The sequence below is a fragment of the Pedobacter sp. MR22-3 genome (assembly GCF_026240075.1).
Classification (GTDB): domain Bacteria; phylum Bacteroidota; class Bacteroidia; order Sphingobacteriales; family Sphingobacteriaceae; genus Pedobacter.
This window is the reverse complement of record NZ_JAPIVF010000003.1, coordinates 519,871-540,491: the sequence shown is the minus strand read 5'-3', so window position 1 is coordinate 540,491 and position 20,621 is coordinate 519,871. Positions and strand designations below refer to the sequence as shown.

At 40.3% G+C, this 20,621-nt stretch carries 15 protein-coding genes; 2 read left to right on the top strand and 13 right to left on the bottom strand.

Annotation, left to right across the window (positions count from 1 at the left end; genetic code table 11):
- Positions 1–65: 65 nt before the first annotated feature.
- The 5 genes from OQ267_RS09280 to OQ267_RS22385 form a co-directional block, all read right to left on the bottom strand.
- Positions 66–1,745, bottom strand: a complete 1,680-nt coding sequence (locus tag OQ267_RS09280) for a DNA/RNA helicase domain-containing protein (RefSeq protein WP_265835662.1) — start codon at positions 1,743–1,745, stop codon at positions 66–68.
- 20 nt (positions 1,746–1,765) lie between these two features.
- On the bottom strand, positions 1,766–2,263 hold the full coding sequence (locus OQ267_RS09275; RefSeq protein ID WP_265835661.1) for a GIY-YIG nuclease family protein: 498 nt from the start codon (positions 2,261–2,263) through the stop codon (positions 1,766–1,768).
- Complete coding sequence (locus OQ267_RS09270) at positions 2,260–2,583, bottom strand: nucleotide pyrophosphohydrolase (RefSeq protein ID WP_265818472.1); 324 nt, start codon at positions 2,581–2,583, stop codon at positions 2,260–2,262. The genes OQ267_RS09275 and OQ267_RS09270 overlap by 4 nt, the downstream gene beginning before the upstream one ends.
- A gap of 91 nt (positions 2,584–2,674) precedes the next feature.
- Positions 2,675–4,123, bottom strand: coding sequence for a 5-methylcytosine restriction system specificity protein McrC (locus OQ267_RS09265; RefSeq protein WP_265835659.1), 1,449 nt, complete (start codon positions 4,121–4,123; stop codon positions 2,675–2,677).
- Positions 4,124–6,157: an AAA family ATPase gene (locus OQ267_RS22385; protein ID WP_322974842.1), complete on the bottom strand. Its 2,034-nt coding sequence runs from the start codon at positions 6,155–6,157 to the stop codon at positions 4,124–4,126.
- 239 nt (positions 6,158–6,396) lie between these two features.
- Here OQ267_RS22385 and OQ267_RS09250 point away from each other — a divergent pair, with 239 nt between their 5' ends.
- Positions 6,397–7,140, top strand: coding sequence for a hypothetical protein (locus tag OQ267_RS09250; RefSeq protein WP_265835658.1), 744 nt, complete (start codon positions 6,397–6,399; stop codon positions 7,138–7,140).
- 29 nt (positions 7,141–7,169) lie between these two features.
- Here OQ267_RS09250 and OQ267_RS09245 read toward each other — a convergent pair whose 3' ends face one another.
- The 5 genes from OQ267_RS09245 to OQ267_RS09225 form a co-directional block, all read right to left on the bottom strand.
- Entirely contained in the window at positions 7,170–7,796 is a 627-nt protein-coding gene (locus OQ267_RS09245; protein WP_265835657.1) for a hypothetical protein, read from the bottom strand.
- A 1,918-nt stretch (positions 7,797–9,714) separates the two neighbouring features.
- Positions 9,715–11,121 carry a TolC family protein gene (locus tag OQ267_RS09240; RefSeq protein ID WP_265835656.1) on the bottom strand — a complete coding sequence of 469 codons (1,407 nt, stop codon included), beginning with the start codon at positions 11,119–11,121 and terminating at the stop codon, positions 9,715–9,717.
- Positions 11,108–14,308 carry an efflux RND transporter permease subunit gene (locus tag OQ267_RS09235; protein WP_265835655.1) on the bottom strand — a complete coding sequence of 1,067 codons (3,201 nt, stop codon included), beginning with the start codon at positions 14,306–14,308 and terminating at the stop codon, positions 11,108–11,110. Before OQ267_RS09235 ends, OQ267_RS09240 begins: the two co-directional genes overlap by 14 nt.
- A gap of 23 nt (positions 14,309–14,331) precedes the next feature.
- A complete protein-coding gene (locus OQ267_RS09230) occupies positions 14,332–15,468 on the bottom strand; it encodes an efflux RND transporter periplasmic adaptor subunit (protein WP_253249109.1) in 1,137 nt (378 codons plus the stop codon).
- Between the two features lie 137 nt (positions 15,469–15,605).
- Positions 15,606–16,211 (bottom strand): TetR/AcrR family transcriptional regulator, encoded by a 606-nt coding sequence (locus OQ267_RS09225; RefSeq protein ID WP_088303346.1) that lies wholly within the window; start codon positions 16,209–16,211, stop codon positions 15,606–15,608.
- A gap of 179 nt (positions 16,212–16,390) precedes the next feature.
- Between OQ267_RS09225 and OQ267_RS09220 the strand changes: the two genes are divergently transcribed.
- Positions 16,391–16,828 (top strand): GNAT family N-acetyltransferase, encoded by a 438-nt coding sequence (locus OQ267_RS09220; protein ID WP_265835654.1) that lies wholly within the window; start codon positions 16,391–16,393, stop codon positions 16,826–16,828.
- Positions 16,829–17,341: 513 nt separating this feature from the next.
- Here OQ267_RS09220 and OQ267_RS09215 read toward each other — a convergent pair.
- The 3 genes from OQ267_RS09215 to trpB all read right to left on the bottom strand — a co-directional run bounded on the left by OQ267_RS09215 (position 17,342) and on the right by trpB (position 20,502).
- Complete coding sequence (locus tag OQ267_RS09215) at positions 17,342–17,983, bottom strand: NAD(P)-dependent oxidoreductase (protein ID WP_265835653.1); 642 nt, start codon at positions 17,981–17,983, stop codon at positions 17,342–17,344.
- A 490-nt stretch (positions 17,984–18,473) separates the two neighbouring features.
- Positions 18,474–19,241, bottom strand: coding sequence for a tryptophan synthase subunit alpha (gene trpA / locus OQ267_RS09210; protein WP_265835652.1), 768 nt, complete (start codon positions 19,239–19,241; stop codon positions 18,474–18,476).
- A 79-nt stretch (positions 19,242–19,320) separates the two neighbouring features.
- Positions 19,321–20,502: a tryptophan synthase subunit beta gene (gene trpB / locus OQ267_RS09205; RefSeq protein WP_172406575.1), complete on the bottom strand. Its 1,182-nt coding sequence runs from the start codon at positions 20,500–20,502 to the stop codon at positions 19,321–19,323.
- Between the last annotated feature and the right edge of the window lie 119 nt (positions 20,503–20,621).

Sequence of the window (20,621 nt, the reverse complement as noted above, 5' to 3'; positions counted from 1 at the left end):
TAACAGCTTTTGAAAAGTAAAATTTACGGTTTCCCGTACTAAACGAAGAATAAAAAAACAACCTTTTAAGCCAGTACACGATCAAATACGCCTACAACTTTAAAATTTGTTAATTCATCAGAAACTAATTCTATAGTGTGGTAAGATAGATCATCAGATAAGGGTTCTAAATTGATAGTACTGTGCTGCCAGCCTTCATCTGTAATTATTTTCTTGCTATGGTATTCTTTAATCGTATAGCCAGAGCCAAAGTCTGCATCTTGAATAGCGGTACTTTGCACCAATACAATTTTACCTTCTCTACTCCCTCCACCATCTTGCCTGAATAAACAGTAAGCGCCATTTGGAATCCGCTTATTCATCGACTCACCTACTACCTTACAAACAAAGTAACCATTTTGAGGGGCTAAATTAAACGGCAATTCTACCCATTCAAAATCGCTATGAATCTGTAAATCGCTAAAATTACCCGCAGCAGCAGTAATATCTAACAAGGGCACAGCATTAACATATGGCTTTACCTGATTAAATGGTATGATTCTTAAAGCAGGCTCCTTTTCGAATAATGGAATATGTTTTTTAAGATAAGCTGCCAGATTAGGGTTGCATGCATAAATAAAACTTCCTCTTATACCACGATAAAATACAGTTTTGTAAATATTGACAAGAAATTCTTTTAAATCTTCGTCATCATCCACACCAAGTTTACCATAACCATCAAAATACTCATCGCGGTTTATTTCAATTTTGTCTGTTTCAATATTATAATCAATCTCTTTCCCGAAAATTATCCCTGTATAATTTAAATCGTAACCCTGTATAGTATGTATACAACCAATTTCTTTAAAAGCATTTGGAGAGTTAACCCAATCTGTGGTTACCTGGTTCCATTGAAAAGATAACCCATCAAGCTCTATATCAATTGCTGTTTTATCATCTTCTGATTGATATGGCCAACTATAACCAGCAACCATTCTACACAGGCCATGTTCCTGCTCTTTTTTACCCAATTCGCGGTAAAGTTCTGCTAACGAATCAAAGTAGATCAATTGATAAGCTGATGACTGATAAACTGTTTTCTTATGAAGTTTTACATTCATCAAGTCATCAACAAATTGTATGTAATCATTGCCACCCATTACACGCATTTGCGAATGCAGCTCTAGCTTTATCGTTTGTTGATCATCTAATAGCCTCGAAAAAAAAGTTTCAGGAATATCAGATGGTTTTATCGATTGGGCCTTATCATAAAAGAAAATCTGGTTTTTGCTATTGGCCATTATCCAATCCAGTTCATTTCCTGAATTGTCTAAACCAAGCTTTTGATTATTTTTTTTGAATGTTCCTCTCCAGCCTATGTTTTTATATTGACGCAAACGATGCGCCTCATCCACTATAAGCAGATCGTACTTCACGTTACTTTTAAAGGTGTCGGATGGGCCGATGACCATTGATGATTTTAAGCCTGGTACTTGCCTAAATACACGTTGTAAAGTTTTTCTTAGGGATGACATGGCTATAACCAACCCTATCTTTGCATTTGGATATTTTAATTGAAAACCTTTAATATAGCTTACTTCTCTGATTTCGTCCTCATTAAAATCATCAATGCTGGCATTAGTGATATCGGTAGCCAAAAGCTTAATTAAATAGGTTGCCAAAACCGTCTTTCCTGTACCTGCACTCCCCCTGATGAAAATACGGGTGCTATCATCTCTATTAAGATGGGTGAGGATATCAAGCACCGAAGCATACTGATCTTTATTTAACGAGGTATAGGGCGCGAATATTTAAATAAATCCGAATTCTCTACTTCCTTTAAGGATTTAGTAATGATCTTTTTATCGATCAGTTTTTTCCAAACTTCCTTAAATAAATCTTTATAAAGTTCCCGTTGGTAGTAATTACGAACAATTAAGCCATCATTTCCATTTTTTAATTTGTAGGTACCCTCGGAAGAAATATATCTGATCAGATTCGATTCAATATCAAGCGTTACCGATTTATTAAACTTATCGCATCCGATTATCGAAATCTGATTAAATATGGAGGCTTTTACCGGATTAGTCAAATGATTAGCAATGCGACTGGCGGCATTGGTTGACTCACCTACGTAAGCTTCTGCTTTAGCCTCATTCCTGATAAAATAAACCACTGGCCACTGGTTTCTTACCCAGGGGTTTTGCTGAATCTTAATTAAGCCTTGTTTATTAAAATCATGAAATTCAGAAACATCTATAGAAAGCTCAAACGACATGCTCATAGCTCATCATATTTTTTAGCAGTCCCCTTTGCTTTATCTACAGGATATTTGCTATCATTTAGTTTAATTTTATCCAGAATAATTTGCTTCACATCCAGGTTATATTTTTCAGCCAACAATAACGCATAAGAGAAAACATCAGCAAGTTCTTCTTTTATCTTCTCCACGTTGGCATCCTCTGCATTTTTCCATAAAAATAGCTCAAGTAGCTCTGCTGCTTCAATATTCAAGGCAAGTGCTAAATCTTTAGGATTATGAAATTGCGCCCAATCGCGCTCGTCTCTAAACTTTAATAATGCTGCTGTTATCTCTTCGGTCATAAGGCTAATGATGCCCAATTTAAGAATATAGTGTTGATTTGGGAAATTTTATGCTAAATGTTGTTAGAAATTAAAACCATCAAGATTTCCACTATTCATATATCAACGAAAGTTTTACCCCAAGTTTATATATTTCACTGTATGCTTTTACTCTTCGATATGGAGTTATCAGGTTTTCAATCTTAAATGCAGGTAGATCCTCTCCTAAATCAATACCATTTTTAATATCAGGATATATAATCAAACATGGTAACACTGCATCTTTAACAAAATCTTCATTATTATAGGCAAGTTCGTTTAATACCTTATTTAATCGTGCATATCCTGCCACCTGTCTCATATCTGCATGCACTTCACCATGTTTGTAATGAAGTTTATATTTCGCATCTATAACCAAAGAATGTTTACCCTGCTTTATTAAAATATCCAATGCATTACCATAAGTGCTAAATTGATATTTAATTTTACTGGCGCTACCTTCATTAGCTTTTAACATTTTTTCATAGATATATAATTCGAAAAGCCGGGGCATATCAATCCAGAATGGCGGAGTAGCTATTTTTTGGTCAGCTGTCTGAGAAATGTTGTATGCAAAACGTTTCAGAATCTGTTCACCAATTTTAATGCAAGCTTTATATTCTTTAAAAAAAGGATTTGTTTTAATATTCTTTAGCTGATGCAGCTCAACACTTGTTCCTATATGTTCAAATAAAGGCCTACAATAGTCAATAATCTGCTCAATATCAAAGGCGTTTGAAAAAAAATATGCTTTATGATTATTAACATAACTGCAAACAAAAACAAAAGCTTTATTAAGAAACCTATTCTCATAGTTATCTTCACCAAAAACCTGGTATTCACAAAAAATATTTGTGAAACGATTTTTCAGAACGTTTTTTTTAATATGCTGCCCTATAAGTATTTTGCCTTTAATTTTAGACCGTAGGTTTTCTTGAATTTTATAATACGATTTTTTAAGTCCCTTTTTAACAATCGCTTTCAATAACTGTAAAAATTGTATAATTAAAAAAGGAGTTAGTTTATCATCTCTACTATCAATATTTATTTTTGATGCATTCCAGTCGATATTTACCAGACCTTTAACTTCCTTTGCAGAAACAGGAAAAGCCATTACATCCATTAACATTTTTAAATAATCAAGTCCTATGGATATTTCGGCACTATTATCTTTTCTCAGTGCCTTATCAAAACTCTCTGATTCGTCATCCTCGTTTAAGCAAAATTCAAAATTTTCGCCATTTGTTATGTTAATTTTAGGCTCTACCTGTATATAACGGCCCGAATTACCTAACCAATCAAGCCCAATACAATAGTCTGCCTTGATCTGATAAAAATCTGTACCATTTTCTACCGTATAACAATTGCTGTTATCATTAAAAGCTTTATTGGTTATGCCATCTAATAATGCAAAAGAATCAGCATTTAGTTGGAGATGTAAAGCTTTATTATCCAAAAATTCAACACCATCAGTAAGTTTAGAGATTTTAAACTTTTTGTGTTCGGATAACTTGATGCCCATCTATTCGGATCTTAATGATTCAATGTATTCCTTTATGCTTTTACCTTCAAACTTACCGATCAAAATTCCGTCCTTAACATATTCTAACAGCAGTGGTATTATTTCATAATCCATTTTCATCGCGAAAATTTTGTCTTTTTCCATCTCATCAGTTTCATCACTTTTTTTTGCAATGAAATAACTATGCCCCAACTGTACGTCTTTTATTTCAAATTCGTCACTAACATTGGTTTCGTTAAACAGCATACTGATTTTATCAAACCCATCACTATTAAAATAAATATTATCGTCATCTTTAAGGGATTTGGGCAAGATACTGTAAAAAGCAAAACGCCTTCTTATGGCATAATCAATATGTCCAACACTTCTATCGGCAGTATTCATAGTGCCAATAATATACAAGTTGGGTGGTATAACAATGTTACGCTTACCATCATCTAACGAATACATACTTTCCAAACCTTCTCCTCTATATTCTAAAGCATAAATTAGCTCGCCCAAAACTGAAGATAGGTTGGCCCTGTTAATTTCATCAATAATTAAGACATAATTTTTAAGTTTAACATTAATCGTCTCTTTTTCCGAAGGTGCTTTAAAGCCATTCTTTTTCACATATTCTTTAAATTTTTCTAAAAGCTTTAACCAGTATATTGCATTATATTTACCAGAAGCAGTTAAGGTTTCTAATTCTCTAACATCTGCAAGATTTTTGGCATCGGCCAAATACATCTTTTCTATATCAGAATAAGGAATACCTCCATCTATTTTCCAGTTGTCACTTTTATAACGAATTGCTTCATTTGTAATTCTTGTGATATAGGCCACATTAGGCGTAAGCCATATTTTTTCTTCGTTATATAATCTATCCTCAATATCCTCTTGAAACCTTTTTATTAGATTTCTGACCCAATCTTCATTCTTTATAACTTCACTCGTCTTTTGAGTATCAATGAAATTCTCTAAAGCTTTATCTGCAAATGCTCCTAAAATTTTATTCTGGGCTTTATATTTAATTTGTTCTCCATTATCGGCAGGCTCTGCAACAATTCCCCTCACAAAATCTTCATAACTATAACTTGGGTGGAACTGAATAATCTTAAATTGATCAGAATCGTTTAGGTTACTAATTTTTTCAAAAATAAATTTGGCTATAGAGGCTGCTCTTCTTGGATTATTTTGTTCAATTTTCGACAGCCACAGCTTAGATTCAAATGCTTCGATAACATCTTTGAAAGATGTATAGTCTTCAGTTTCAGATTCGCGTTTTATTTTAATCTTCTTCTGCAAGCTATCAACCTCTAAAACTAAATAGCTACTTTTACCGCCAACAGATCTGATAACCTGATTAACTGATACATTTTCAACAATTTGATCTGCTGAAATAGACTTACCCAATCTTCCAACTAAATTTTCAGCAAGCATTTTCGCAACTCTGGTTTTACCTGTGCCTGGAGGGCCTTGTAGTATTATCTGCTTTTTATAAAGTAACAGATCCATTATTGGTTTTAATGTTTCTTCCATTTTTTTTTCTTCTTCAAGTACGTTGTATCTAATAATAGCATTTTCAAAAATGTTATAAAAATCCACTAGTTGATCTGTAGGGGACTCACTTGCAGTGAACAGTCCCAAGTCTACTAACGATATTTTTTTACTAAATTCTTTTCTTCTCTTTGGATTTTCCCAATAAAAATATTCCTCTTGGTAAAGCGATATGATATTTTTTCCAGACCACTTGGCTATAATATTAAGTCCTGTATCTTCCCAGTTCAGATAACATTTTGAAGATAAATAACTCCCAAAGTTCTGTTGTATATTAATGCATATTGTGCCGTTAGGATAATCTTCCCAGTCTTTTATGTGCTGTTGGATTTTATCATTTGCATACCCTTGACCCGTTTTTCTAAAAATTCCTTTCTCAATTAACGGATGTATGTATTCATCGTATCCTCGGTTAGTAATATCCAGATTAACTACCCATTCTAAATGTGCAACAAAATATTCAAGAAGTTTCTTAAATCGAATATAATCTTCCATGTAATTTTCGGTTATTAATTAACGTTTAAGCGGATATCACCAACGTTATAATATTTTTAGCAATATAAATTTATAATTGAAATTTAGTTTCGATTCAAAACTCTTTAATTTAAAAGGTCATTCCTTACGGTTTCCCCTATTCCCCAAAAAAAATCTCTCCACTCCTTTTAGTTGTAAAGAAAATAATCTTAACTTAATGCCAATTAATCTAATTTATTTACTTTTTAAAACTACATGTTATGTCTAAAACCAATGAAACCGGCCACGCCAAAAACGTAGCCAACTTCGAAACCCTTTTAAGTTATGTAACCGGTTATGGCGCGGTGTACAACCCCAGCAATGCCAACATCCAGTTGAGTGCTTTAACCGAGAAAGCCACCGCAGCCAAAACCATTAATGAGCAGGTGCACGATGCGGCCGCAAAAAACAGCAATGCCGTGGCCCTGCGTGATCTGGCTTTTAAGCCTTTAAAACAATTGAGTACCCGTGTGCTGAGTGCCGTTAAGGCCAATAGTGTAGCCCAACAGGTATTGGATAATGCCGTAAGCCACCACCGCAAAATACAAGGGCAAAGGGCAACGGCCAAACTCACCGCCGAAGAAAAAAATAACCTGGCCGCCAGCGGCACGGTGGTTAACCAGGTTTCGGCCTCGCAACAGAGTTACGATAACCTGCTCGATACGCTGGATAAGCAGATTAAACTCTTAGCCACCATACCGCAGTACGCCCCTAACGAGGTAGATTTGCAGCTGGCCAGCCTCACCAGTTTATATAACGATTTATTGCAGAAAAACCGCGATGTGGTAGCCAACACCTCGCAGTTGAGTACCTTGCGCATTAACCGTAATCACGCGCTGTACGATGCAGAAACGGGTATAGTTGCTCTGGCTCAGGATGTGAAAAACTATGTGAGATCTGTTTTTGGCTCAACCAGCCCCCAATACAAACAGATTTCGGGTATTCTGTTCCGAACGCTAAACTAACAACCCAATAATACCCTAAAAAATCATCCCTAATTTATTTCCTCATTCCACTTAACAGATACCAAACCGGGTGGCTGTTTCTCTTTCAGGCAATGCTTAGCGGTAAAATGGCGCATTGCCTCTTCTCCACGATCTCCTATAACCGCTAAACTACCTGCTGCAACATCTGAACTATCGACTGCAACGTCTGAACTATCGACCGCAACGCCTGAACTATCGACTGCAACGTCTGAACTATCGACTGCAATGTCTGAACTATCGACCGCAACGTCTGAACTGTCGACTGTAACGTCTGAACTATCGACCGCAACGGCTGAACTGTCGACTGCAACATCTGAACTATCGACCGCAACGGCTGAACTATCGACTGCAACATCTGAACTATCGACCGCAACGGCTGAACTACCGACCGCAACGTTTGAACTATTGACTGCAACGGCTGAACTATCGACTGCAACGGCTGAACTATCGACTGCAACGGCTGAACTATCGACTGCAACGGCTGAACTATCGACTGCAACGGCTGAACTATCGACTGCAACGGCTGAACTATCGACTGCAACGGCTGAACTATCGACTGCAACGGCTGAATTGATGACAGATTTCAACAAAAAAGGGTCGTCATTGCGAGGAGGAACGACGAAGCAATCTTTCACGCTAATAATCCTCGCTATAAAGATTGCTTCGTCGGCTGAAAAAGCCTCCTCGCAATGACGAAATTGTTACCAGCGATGATCTAACAGGAAATTCCTCGACTCCATGCGATCTGCACCCCGCTACCCGGCCTGGGAGATGATGGCAGGAGAAGCCGTTGAAATTTTTGCACCTCCATTCAAATCCCCCCACTGCCCAAGGTAGCGCACACGGCTCCCTCGAAATTAATCTTCATTATAAAACAAAATCGAGTCCTTGTGCTACCGCTTTTAAAATTTCGACGCGCTAATCCAACATCAGGTCCAAGCCTTGATTGTTTGCTTCTTTGTTATCAAGAACAAAGAAGAAGAGGCCACGGCGGCCAGCCGAAAATAACTCCTGTTAGTAATTACTGTAAAGATTGCTTTCCCGAACGGTCGGGACAGGCTGCCGGCTGAAAAAGCCGCCTCGCAATAACGATTTAATTAATGATCCGCATCCCGCTATAGCCACCACGCTATCTGCACCCTGCTACCGGCCTGGCAGATTTTCGCAGGAAAAAGCACGAAAATCTATGCACTTCCCCTCATTACCCTACAACCCAAGGCAGAATCAAGCTTGTGCGCTGGAATAAGAAAGGGTAAGAAGCCTAGAGGCTGCCGCAATAAAGATTTCCGTAGCTTTTTACAAGAAATTGCGCAGCAATCTTTTATACAGATAAAAACAACATGATCAGATAAAAAACGGTGCAAGCCTTTTAGTTATGCCTGGTGTATATTAATTAGAAGTGCGCATGCTTTCGCTTCGCTCAGGTTTGTTACTTTTTCATCAAGGAAAAAGTAAAAGCCCAGGCAGCCAGCCGAGGCAAGCCAGAGCAAAGGGCAAAATAAAAAAGTACAGCAGAATAGTGAAAGCATTAAGGTTCCGCCTGCACGGGAATGACGGACGTGTTAGAAATATTCTAAAGGTTAAGTACAAAGATCTCTCCACTTCGGTCGAGATGACGATTGATCCCGAATGAAATTATGTAACATTTTTCTGCTCCCTGCTACCGGCCTGGGAGATGATGGCAGGAGAAGCCGTTGAAATTTTTGCACCTCCGTTCAAATGACCCCACTGCCCAAGGTAGCGCACACGGCTCCCTCGAAATTAATCTTCATTATAAAACAAAATCGAGTCCTTGTGCTACCGCTTTTAAAATTTCGACGCGCTAATCCAACATCAGGTCCAAGCCTTGATTTTTGGTTACCTTTTTATCAAGAAAAAGGTAAGAGCCCCTCGGCGGCGGTGAGCCGAGGCAAGACCGAGCCTAGGAAAAAGAATAGCGCCCGCTTTAAGGTTCCCGCCTGCGCGGGATCCGATAGCTATCGGATGACGAACTATGTTTATGAAAAGTTCAAAGATCTCTCCGCTACGGTCGAGATGACGACCAAGCGTGCCCCCCTCATAGTTTCAGAGTGATCAATTTACGGATGCCTGTCTCTGCTCCATGCTATCCGGCCTGGCAGATTTTCGCCGGAAAAAGCACGGAAATCTTTGCACTTCCTATCATTACCTCACAACCCAAGGCAGGATCAAAGCGGGAGCGGTAGGAATAAGCAAGGGTAAGAGCCTCGATGCTGCCGCAATCAAGATTTCCGTAGCTTTTTAAAAGAAAGGATGCAAGCCTTGATTTTTTGTTACTTTTTCATCAAGGAAAAAGTAAAAGCCCTTCGGTGGCTAACCGAGGCAAGCCCGAGCGAAAGTATAAATCGCAGATTACCCATAGTAGTAAGCTTGCTTCGTCGGCTGAAAAATCCTTCTCGCAATGACGGAATAGGTGCTACGATAACAGCATCAAACATAAAAGCACCAAGAACATCGCGCTCTTAGTGCCTAAATTTATACACAAACCTATAAAGTCTTTAAAACCTTATAGGTTTAGATATAGAATTTTACAGATTAATTCCAGCCACCACCTAACGACCTGTACAAACCAACCACTGCATTTAACTGCTCATTTTTGATGGTGGTCAGTTCCAGTTCGCTTTGTAATAAATTACCTTGCGCGGTAATGACCTCTAAGTAGTTCGCCATACCACTTTTAAACAACAAACTTGCATTTCTCGATGCCTGCTGTAAAGTCTGCGCTCTTTTCTCTGCAATGCTGTACTGGGTTTTCAGTTTTTCAAATTTCGTTAATTCATCAGAAACTTCGCCTACAGCATTAATAACCGACTGGCGAAACTGGATAACCGTTTTCTCCCGGTCGATTTTTGCCAGCTCTAAATTGCTTTTCAGCTGTCCCCTTTGGAAAATCGGCTGGGTAATGCCCCCGGAAACCAAACCAAATAAGGATGCCGGTACGTTAAACCAGTTGCTGGCTTTGAATGAATTGACACCGCCGCTTGCCGTAATCACCAGTGAAGGATATAAGCTGGCTTTCGCCACGCCCACTCTTGCATTGGCTACGTTTAAAGCGAGTTCAGCAGATTTAATATCCGGCCTGCGACTCAACAAAGCCGATGGAAAACCTGCATTCAAATCCTGTGGAATAAGCATTTTATCTAACCGACTGGTACGGTTAATCGACTGAGGCAAAGTACCGATTAACACACTTAAAGCGTTTTCCTGCAGGATTACATTTTGCTCTAAACGGGGAACCAGTTGTGCCGCATTTAACTGCTGCGCCTGGGCCTGCTGTATGGCCAGCGAGGTCACTTGACCGGCATCAAATTGCAAATTGATGATCCTCAGTGTACTGTCGTTTAGCTTCAGGTTTTTCCTGGCGATGTCCAGCTGTGCATCCAGCATTAACAGATTGTAATAGCCTTGTGCAACGTTGGCCACCAAACGGGTTTGAACCGCTTTACGGGCTTCTTCAGTTTGCAGATAACTGGCTAAAGCACCTGCTTTCTGGTTGCGGATTTTGCCCCAGATATCGGCTTCCCAGAATACACCCAGGTTAGCCGTATAATCTTCAATGTGCGTAGAACCGGTAAACTGGTTCAGGCTTAATCCGTTTAAACTGTTATCAGATGGGCGACTTGAACTCGCCGCCACCTGTAATTTTAATTCAGGTAAATAACCCAATTTAGACTGTTTGAACAAGACTTCAGCAGCATCGATATTTTTCAATGCAATTTGCATATCGTAATTCCGAACCAATGCCGTATCGATTAAGTTCTGAACTGTTAAGTCACTGATAAAGCTTTTCAAAGGCAAGGTGCCAATACTCGAAGAGTCTTTAGGCGCTGAGTTTCTAAATAATCCTGGCGCAACATTAGGCAAGGATAAATCTTTCGAAACTGAACATCCGCTCCAGATTAAAGCAAGGAGCAGGATGGTAATGATGTTAAACCGTTTCATAAACTACATGATTATTATTTACAGGTTCTTCGTGGTGGTGAACAACCTCATTTTTTGATTTTTTTGATATTTTTTCCTGTAAGGCCTGGAAGATGACAAAGAGTACCGGGATGATGAATAAACCTAATATTACACCCGATACCATACCGCCTGCGGCACCGATACTAATCGAGTGGTTACCTTGAGCCGAGGGACCTGTTGCAATACTCATCGGGAATAAACCAAACACAAAGGCCAGTGAGGTCATGATAATCGGTCTTATCCTTAACCTTGCGGCTTCTATAGCTGAATCCACCAGACTCAATCCGGCTTTTCGTCGCTGCACAGCAAACTCCACAATCAGGATGGCGTTTTTAGCCAGCAAACCAATAAGCATAATCAGCGCCACCTGTACATAGATGTTATTTTCGATACCGGTTAAACCCAATACAGCAAATACACCGAATACACCTGTAGGGATGGAAAGGATTACCGCCAATGGCAGGATGTAACTTTCGTACTGTGCGGATAATAAGAAGTACACAAAGACCAGACAAAGCAGGAATATTACGGTCGACTGTCCGCCGGAAGAAATTTCCTCACGTGTTTGTCCGGAGAATTCATAAGCATAGCCGGTTGGCAATTGTTCTTTCGCCGTTTCTTCAATTGCTTTAATCGCATCACCGGAACTGAAGCCAGGTTTTGGAATCGCATTCACCTCGATGGAGTTAAACAGGTTGTAACGGGAAGCCGTTTCAGAACCATACACCCGGGTAAGCTTAACCAAGGTACTGATCGGCACACTTTCGCCTGCCTTGTTTTTAACAAATACCCTATCAATACTTGCCGGGTCGGTTCTGTCGGCAATATCGGCCTGAACCACCACGCGGTAGTATTTACCAAAGCGGTTAAAATCGGATGCCTGCGCGGTACCAAAATACGTCTGCATGGTTTGTAAGATGTCTTTCTTACTTACGCCTAACTGATCGGCTTTTTCGTCGTTAACATCCAGCTGTAACTGCGGATAATCAGCTTTATAAGAAGTAAAAGCATATGCAATAGCTGGTTTCGCCATTAACTTCGCAATAAAGTTATTCGCTACACCACTGAATTTATCCAGTTTACCATTTGTTTTATCCTGTAACATCACGTTCATGGCTTCCACGTTGCTAAAGCCCGGAACGGTTGGGAAACTGAATACAAAGAAGGTACCGGCAGATATGGCTGCCATTTTAGCCCTTACGATGTTTTGTATTTCATCGATATTTTTAACTGCCCCTCTTTCGTCGTTTGGTTTTAACAATAAGAAAATCTGACCTGCTGACGGACTGTTGGACGCCGTTAAAAAGTTATAACCAGCAAGCGACATCACAAACCTTGCGGATGGCATCGCACGCAGCTCGGCTTCGGCCTGTTTTAACATCTTATTGGTATTGGCTAAGGAAGTTCCTGAAGGACTGGCCACGGCAATCGCCACGAAGCCCTGATCCTCTGTCGGGATAAAACCTGTTTTGGTTCGGCTCACCATAAAAACGGTAAGCAATACGATTAGGGCCAGCCCGGCCATGCTGATCCATTTATGGCGGATAAGTACATTTAAGCCGCCAACATAGCGGTTGGTCATGTAATTAAAGCCACCGTTAAAGCCTGCATAGAACTTTTCTACAAAGCCTTTTTTGGGTGCATTGTGTCCGCCTTCTGCATGTTTATTCTTTAAAAATAAGGCGGCCAGCGCAGGACTTAAAGTTAATGCGTTAACCGCTGATATAATGATGGCTATCGCCATGGTTAAGGCAAATTGTTTGTAAAAGATACCTGTTGAGCCGGTCATGAAGCCAACCGGTAAAAATACGGCCGCCATCACCAGGGTGATCGATATAATGGCCCCGGTGATTTCATTCATCGCCTCGGTAGTGGCCGCCCTCGGACTAAGCGAAGGGTTTTCTTCCATTTTAGCATGCACGGCCTCTACCACAACAATCGCATCATCTACCACGATACCAATTGCCAGTACCAGCGCGAACAACGTTAAAAGGTTAATCGAGAAACCGAATAGCTGCATGAAAAAGAACGTACCGATAATGGCCACCGGAACCGCAATAGCCGGAATTAAGGTAGACCTGAAATCCTGAAGGAAAATAAACACCACGATAAATACCAGTATAAAAGCTTCTATCAAAGTGTGCTGCACCTGGTTGATGGATTCGTCGAGGTCAGTTTTGGTCCGGTAAAACTGGTTGAATTTGATGCCCGCCGGGAAATCTTTTGACAGTTTCGCCAATAGTTTATCGATGGCAATCTGTATTTCGTTGGCATTAGAGCCTGATAACTGGATCACGCCGATGGTAATTCCATCTTTTCCGTTTAAACGGTTCACACTGCCATAGCTGTAGGCTCCCAATTCTACACGGGCCACATCTTTTAAACGTAGTATGGAACCATCTGAATTGGAACGGATGGCAATGTTTTGATATTCCTCTGGTTTGGTCAGTTTACCTTTATACTTGATGATGTATTCAAAGGCCTCATTACTACGCTCTCCCAGCCTGCCAGGTGCCGCCTCCAGGTTTTTGTCCTGCACAGCTGCAATCACTTCATTGGGTGTAATTTTATACGTAGCCAGCTGACTTGGGTTTAACCAGATGCGCATGGAGTAATCTTTAATCCCGCCAAATACGCTGGCCGAACCTACACCCGGAATACGTTTCAGTTCGGGGATGATGTTGATTTGTGCATAGTTATTGACAAAAACAGCATCGTATTTTTTTGGATCCTCAGAGTAAATACCGATGGCGCCAATAAAACTGTTTTGCTGTTTGGTGGTGGTGATACCATATTGTACCACCTCTGCAGGCAACTGACTGGTGGCCTGTGAAACCCGGTTTTGGACATTAACAGCGGCCTGATCGGGATTAGTACCTTGCTGGAAGAAAACCGTGATGGCCAAAGTACCGTCATTACTCGCGCTGGAGGTCATGTAGGTCATGTTCTCCACACCATTAATGGCTTCCTCCAGTGATGGCGTTACCGAACGTAAAATGGTTTCGGCATTGGCCCCGGGATACACCGCAGTAACCAATACCGACGGAGGGGCGATATTTGGAAAGCGCTCTAAGGGCAACTTTGTTAGGCCAAGTACACCCAATATCACCAATAGGATGGAGATAACGGTTGAAAGTACCGGCCTGTCTATAAATTTCTGAAACATGATGGCTTAAACTTTAATAATGATTAATTTTTTGTTTTTGCAAGGGCTACTTTATCTGCTGCTTTTTGAGGATGGATCACCATGCCCTCCTGCAGTTTATCAACCCCGCTCAACACGATCTGGTCGCCAGCTTTTACCCCGTCTTTCACCAGGTAATTTTCACCGGCTTTACCCACAATGGTGATGGCTTGTTTTTTCACCTTACTGCTATCGCCTACGGTAAATACAAATACTTTATCCTGCATTTCTACCGTCGACGCCTGAGGGACCAGGATGGCATCATCATGTTGTAATCCCAAACGGATCTTACCGGTATTACCCGAGCGAAGGATGCCACTGGCATTAGGAAAACTTGCCCTGAGCGTAATGGCTCCGGTGTTTTTATCAAACTGACCGTCGATCATATCAATTTTACCTTTAATCGGGTAAGCTGAATTATCAGACAATAATAGTTCTACTGCCGGTAAATGTTTAATCCTGTCGGCAGGGGTTTTACCCGGGTAGTTTGCATTAAAGTTGTTAAAGTCGTTTTCAGCCAGGGAGAAATAAACATGTACTTCGTGAATATCTGATAACTGGGTTAAAGCAACCTGATCGGTCGGCGAAACCAGACTTCCCTGTTTCTTTGGAATGCGACCGATATAACCACTTACCGTTGCCTTAACATTGGTATAACCCAAATTAATTTGTGCGGAAGCTACGCTTGCCCTGGCCTGCTCTGCGTTGGCCTGCGCGATTTTATAAGCGGTTTTAGCCGTTTTCAATTGAAAATCAGAAACCACTTTATTCTGAACCAGTGGGGTTAACTTATCTACTTCCAGTTGCGCATTTAAAATAGCCGCCTCTGCAGCATGTAAGCTTGCTTTGGCATTGTTTAAAGCTTCGCGGTATGGGTTTTCATTGATTTTGAAGAGTGTTTGTCCGGCAGAAACATAAGCGCCTTCGTTCACCAGAACACTTTGTAGGTAACCGCTCACCTGCGGGCGGACATCGATATCAACAGCACCCTGAATAGATGCCGGATATTCAATATACGTTGTTTCCGTGCTAGCATTGATGGCGCTTACCGGCAATGCTGGCGGCGGTGGTGCTGCTGCTGATTGCTCTGGTGATGATTTACAGCTTATCAGAAGGACAGATAGCGAGAGGATAATTAACATTGACTTAACCTGATTAAACCGTTTAACAGTGTTAAGTGAAATAAACAAGTAATGGATAGCATTCATATGATATAATTTATTGTGGATTTAAAGCGTATAAATAATCTAACAGTGTTAAATTAGGATGTAAAAAAAAATTAGCTGTTAATGGATAGTGTAATCCCTTTAATAGCATCTTTTAAAATTTGCTGGTTAAGTTCGTCTGTTGTTCTGCCATTCGGGCGCACCAGGTTGATGGAGATCAATCCGTGAATGATCGACCAATAGGTATAGTATTTCATGCAAATATCATTCTCTGAAACAGGTTTCTTTTTGAATAAAGATTCAATCACATCGCCTAACATATTTGAAACCGTTTCGGCTTCAGCCAATGAATTTTTAACGGTGCAACAAACCATATCCACCCCGTACATCAATTGATAAAATTCCTTATTGGCAAAAGCAAAATTCCAATAGGCCACCCACATGGCTTCCATTTTATCTTCAGCAGATTCATGTTTGTCGCGGGCCGCCCGAACATCCTTCGCCAGGATCTGGTAACCTCTTCTGGTCAGTTCCAGCAAAATTCCCTCTTTATTCGAAAAATATTCGTAAATGATCGGTGCAGTATATTCAATCTGGTCAGCAATTTTACGCATACTCAAAGCCTGCCAGCCTTCCGTTTGAACAATGTTCAAGGCTGCATCCAGAATACTGGTTCTGGTTTCATCTTTTAAACGTAGAATTCTTTCTTTACTTCCCATGACCGGAATATTAGGTGTAAATAATCTAACACCGTTAAGCAAATGTAGAACCAATTCCACAATTGACAATCATTCATTTGTCATAAACATTTTATTGATTAGTTTTACGCTGATAATCAACGATTAGTGCATTTTAGACAGCATTTTCAAACAACTTCAATTTTTTAAAAGAATAAAAAATGATTTTCCGGGAGGCAAAAACAACTGACATACATGCGATCCAAATTGTCAGACATACCGTAAAAGAGAATATTTTGTCTGATCCTGCCATGGTTACGGATAAAGATTGCGAAGAATTTATAACGCAACGCGGCAAAGGATGGGTTTGTGAAGTAAATGAGGAAGTGGTTGGATTCTCTATTGTAGATTTGAAAGTACATAATATCTGGGCTTTGTTTCTCCGTCCAGAATTTGAAGGTAAAGGCATTGGCAAAGCACTGCATCGCTTAATGATGGATTGGTATTTCGATCAAACCCATGAACCGGTTTGGCTGGGTACATCACCAAATACCCGCGCAGAAGAATTTTATGCCCGGCAAGGCTGGAAAAAGGTGGGCGTGGTAAACAATGGTGAAGTGAAATTTGAAATGACTTTGGAGGATTGGGTGAATAAGTAGGCTTACTCGGGGTAATCGTCATTGCGGGAAGGCTTTTTCAGCCGAGCGCCTGTCACGACCTTTCGGGAAAGCAATCTCTCCAGCAGGATCGCTTGCATGAAAGATTTACTTTCCCAAAAAAAGTCGGGGCAGGCGCTCCTTCCTCTTCGTAATGACGATGCAGCCTAAAAAACTAACCACTAAGTCACAAAGTTTAATGCCGTGATATGAAAAAAAACTGAAACCATATAAGGCATATAAGTTCCATTTAAGCGCAATGCCCTATATGTTCTGATATGTCTTATATGGTAAAAAAACTAGTAAAGTTTTAACCGCTAAGACCCTGAAACAAATCGGATAGCTATCGGATCAGGGTGAAGGGCTGAAAGAGCTTAATACGCTCGCTAATCGCGATAGTTGTAAGATTGCTTCGTTGCTAACAATGACAATTCAGAAAAGAAAAAGATTCACCACTAAGACACAAAGAACACAAAGCAAATTTCTTAGTGACTTCGTGCCTTAGTGGTAAAAAAACTAACTATTCCATATAAAAGGTGCCTGTTTTACAAAGGCCTTCTCCCCGAACTGCTCAATAATAAACCGAGCCAAATTAGCTGCATTAATCTGTTCGCCATCACAATTAACCAAACTTGTGCCTATAGCACTTTGTTCGTCGGTTTGAATGATTAAGGGTAAACGGATTAAAGTCCAATCGAGATCACTGTCAATTAACAGATCATATTCTTTCTGCCTGTCTGCGGTAGAAACCGGATAGTTATCGTACATCCATTGGGTTGCAAATTGGGTTTTGGCATCCTTTTCATCAGCAGGACTATCTACGTTGATACCCGTAATGACGATGTAACGTTTCAGATCAAGGGCTTTCATCGCCGTTAGGATATTACTTGTTGATTGCGTAAAGATTGTTTTTTCGCTTGCAGGTTGTCCCGTACCGAGGGCACTGACAACGATATCGCAACCTTTTATAAAGGTATGTACCTTTTCCACATCTTTAACATCGCCGGTTACAATTTCCAGCGAAGCATGATGAATCTGAAGTTTTTCTGGATTTCTGACTAGGGCTTTGACCCCGAATTTTTGCGCCAATAGCGCTTTTAAAATATAAGTACCAGCTTTACCTGTAGCACCGATTAAAGCAATTTTTAAATCTTGCATGATGTTCTTTATAAAATTTTAGAAAATAATAGTTTATCCCTTGATCAGAACGATAAGGGAATATCAGAATTGAATTCTGTTTGAGTTATATTTTATAAAGAGATTTTAATGGCACTAATTTAGGAAAAAAATACCATTTCTACCTAAGTGCAAACGGAATGGATATCCTTCGACTCCGCTCAGGATGAGAATTAATTAATAAACATCGTCATCTCGACCGGAACGTAGTGAAGCGGAGAGATCTACAGTAACCTCCAATTAAAGTGCAAAGATTTCTCCATTCCGCTGCGCTTCAGTCGAAATGACGACGCATCTATCCCAGGATTTGCTACATAAATCTTAACTATATAAGTAAACATAAACTCCATACCTAATATGTTCTTACATGTCTTATATGGTGAAAAGAAACTAGTAAAGTTTTAACCACCAAGACACCAAGAACACAAAGTGAATGATATCCTGGTGTCTTCGTACATTTGTGGTAAAAACACTAACTCTTAAACTTCTTCATAAACTCACTTACACTTTCCTCAATATTCCCGTTCTCAATTGCTTTAACGAAAGCAGTACCAATAATAGCACCATTGGCATAAGAACAGGCCTTATCAAAAGTTTGTTTATCGCTGATTCCAAAACCGATCATCGTTGGATTTTTCAGGTTCAGGTTTTTAATCCTGCTGAAATAAGCTTCGGTGGTATTGCCAACCTCGAGGTTTTTACCTGTAGTAGCTGATGATGATAACAAATAGATAAAGCCATTGGTTAAGCCATCAATTTTATGGATGCGTTCTTCAGCAGTTTGAGGCGTAATCAAAAATACATTACTTAAGTTGTGTTCCTCAAAGCATTCTTTATAAAGCTCCTCGTATTCCACCATTGGTAAATCAGGAACGATACAACCATCAAGCCCCACTTCGGCACAGGCTTTACAGAAATTCTCCACACCGAACTGCAAAACCGGATTCACATAGCCCATCAATAAAACAGGAATGGTCACACTTTTACGCAGATCTTTCAACTGTTCAAAAAGCAGCTTTAAATTCATGCCCTGATCTAAAGATTTCTTACTACTCGCCTGGATTACCGGTCCGTCAGCTACCGGGTCTGAATAAGGAAAACCAATTTCCAGCATATCAGCTCCTGATTTTTCTAAGGCTTCCGCAATTTGTATCGTATCGCCGGTATTTGGGTAACCGGCCGTGTAATAAATCGATAATATATTTTTCTTCGATGCGAAGAGTTGTTTGATTCTGTTCATTTTCCGAGATGTGAGATGTGAGATATGAGATATGAGAACCAGACAGGAAGTCTGATATCTCAAGTCTATTATCTCACATCTATAATTTGAAATATTTAATATAAGTATCTAAGTCCTTATCGCCTCTGCCCGATAAGCAAACCACTACATTTTCGCCGCCTTTGAATTCCATTTTCTCTAAGTAGGCCAAGGCATGTGCACTTTCGATTGCCGGGATAATGCCCTCTAACTGGGTGAGTAATAAACCTGCATCCAAACTCTCTTCATCCGTTATCGAAACATATTTCCCCCTACCGGTTTTAAACAAATGCGCATGTTGCGGACCAATACCCGGATAATCCAAACCAGCAGAAACCGAATGCGGTTCTACCACCTGTCCGTCTGGCGTTTGCATTAAAATACTTCGGCTGCCGTGCAACACTCCTTCTTTACCTAAATAAGTGGTCGCCGCAGAGAATCCGCTCGACACGCCTTTTCCGGCTGCTTCAACAGCGATCAGTTTTACATTTTCATCATCCATAAAATGGTAGAACATGCCCATGGCATTACTTCCACCGCCTACACAAGCCAGCACGTAATCCGGCTGATCACTACCGGTTTGTGCCATCAGTTGTTTTTTCGTCTCTTCCGAAATAATAGATTGGAAAATGGCCACCATATCGGGATAAGGATGCGGGCCAACGACCGAACCGATGATGTAATGCGTATCAACCGGGTTGTTAATCCAGTCGCGCATCGCCTCGTTAGTGGCATCCTTTAAGGTTTTACTTCCTGAGCTTGCAGGCACCACCTTTGCGCCTAACATCTTCATGCGGGCCACGTTTGGTGCCTGGCGCTCGATATCCACTTCGCCCATGTAAATGACACACTCCAGGTTACGCAAAGCGCAAACCGTAGCGGTGGCCACACCGTGCTGACCAGCACCTGTCTCGGCAATAATTCTTTTCTTACCTAGCTTTTCAGCCAGGAGAATCTGTCCGATGGTATTATTAATTTTATGTGCCCCGGTATGGTTTAAGTCTTCCCTTTTCAGGAAAATGTTGGCACCATATCTTTCAGATAACCTATTCGCTAAATACAACGGCGAAGGGCGACCCACATAATCTTTCATTAACTGATGAAATTCCTTTTGAAAACCGGCATCATCAATAATCCTTAAATAATTCTGACGCAATTCTTCTACGTTCGGATAAAGCATTTCAGGAATGTAGGCCCCACCAAAATCTCCGTAATATCCTTTTTCGTTTACTTTGTATTTCATAATATTTTATCAACTCGTTTGTCACATTGATAGCTGCCAGAGATAAGTCGTCATCTTGATCCGATAGCTATCGGATGGAGTGCAACAGAATGTAGAGATCTATATTTACAATGCAGATT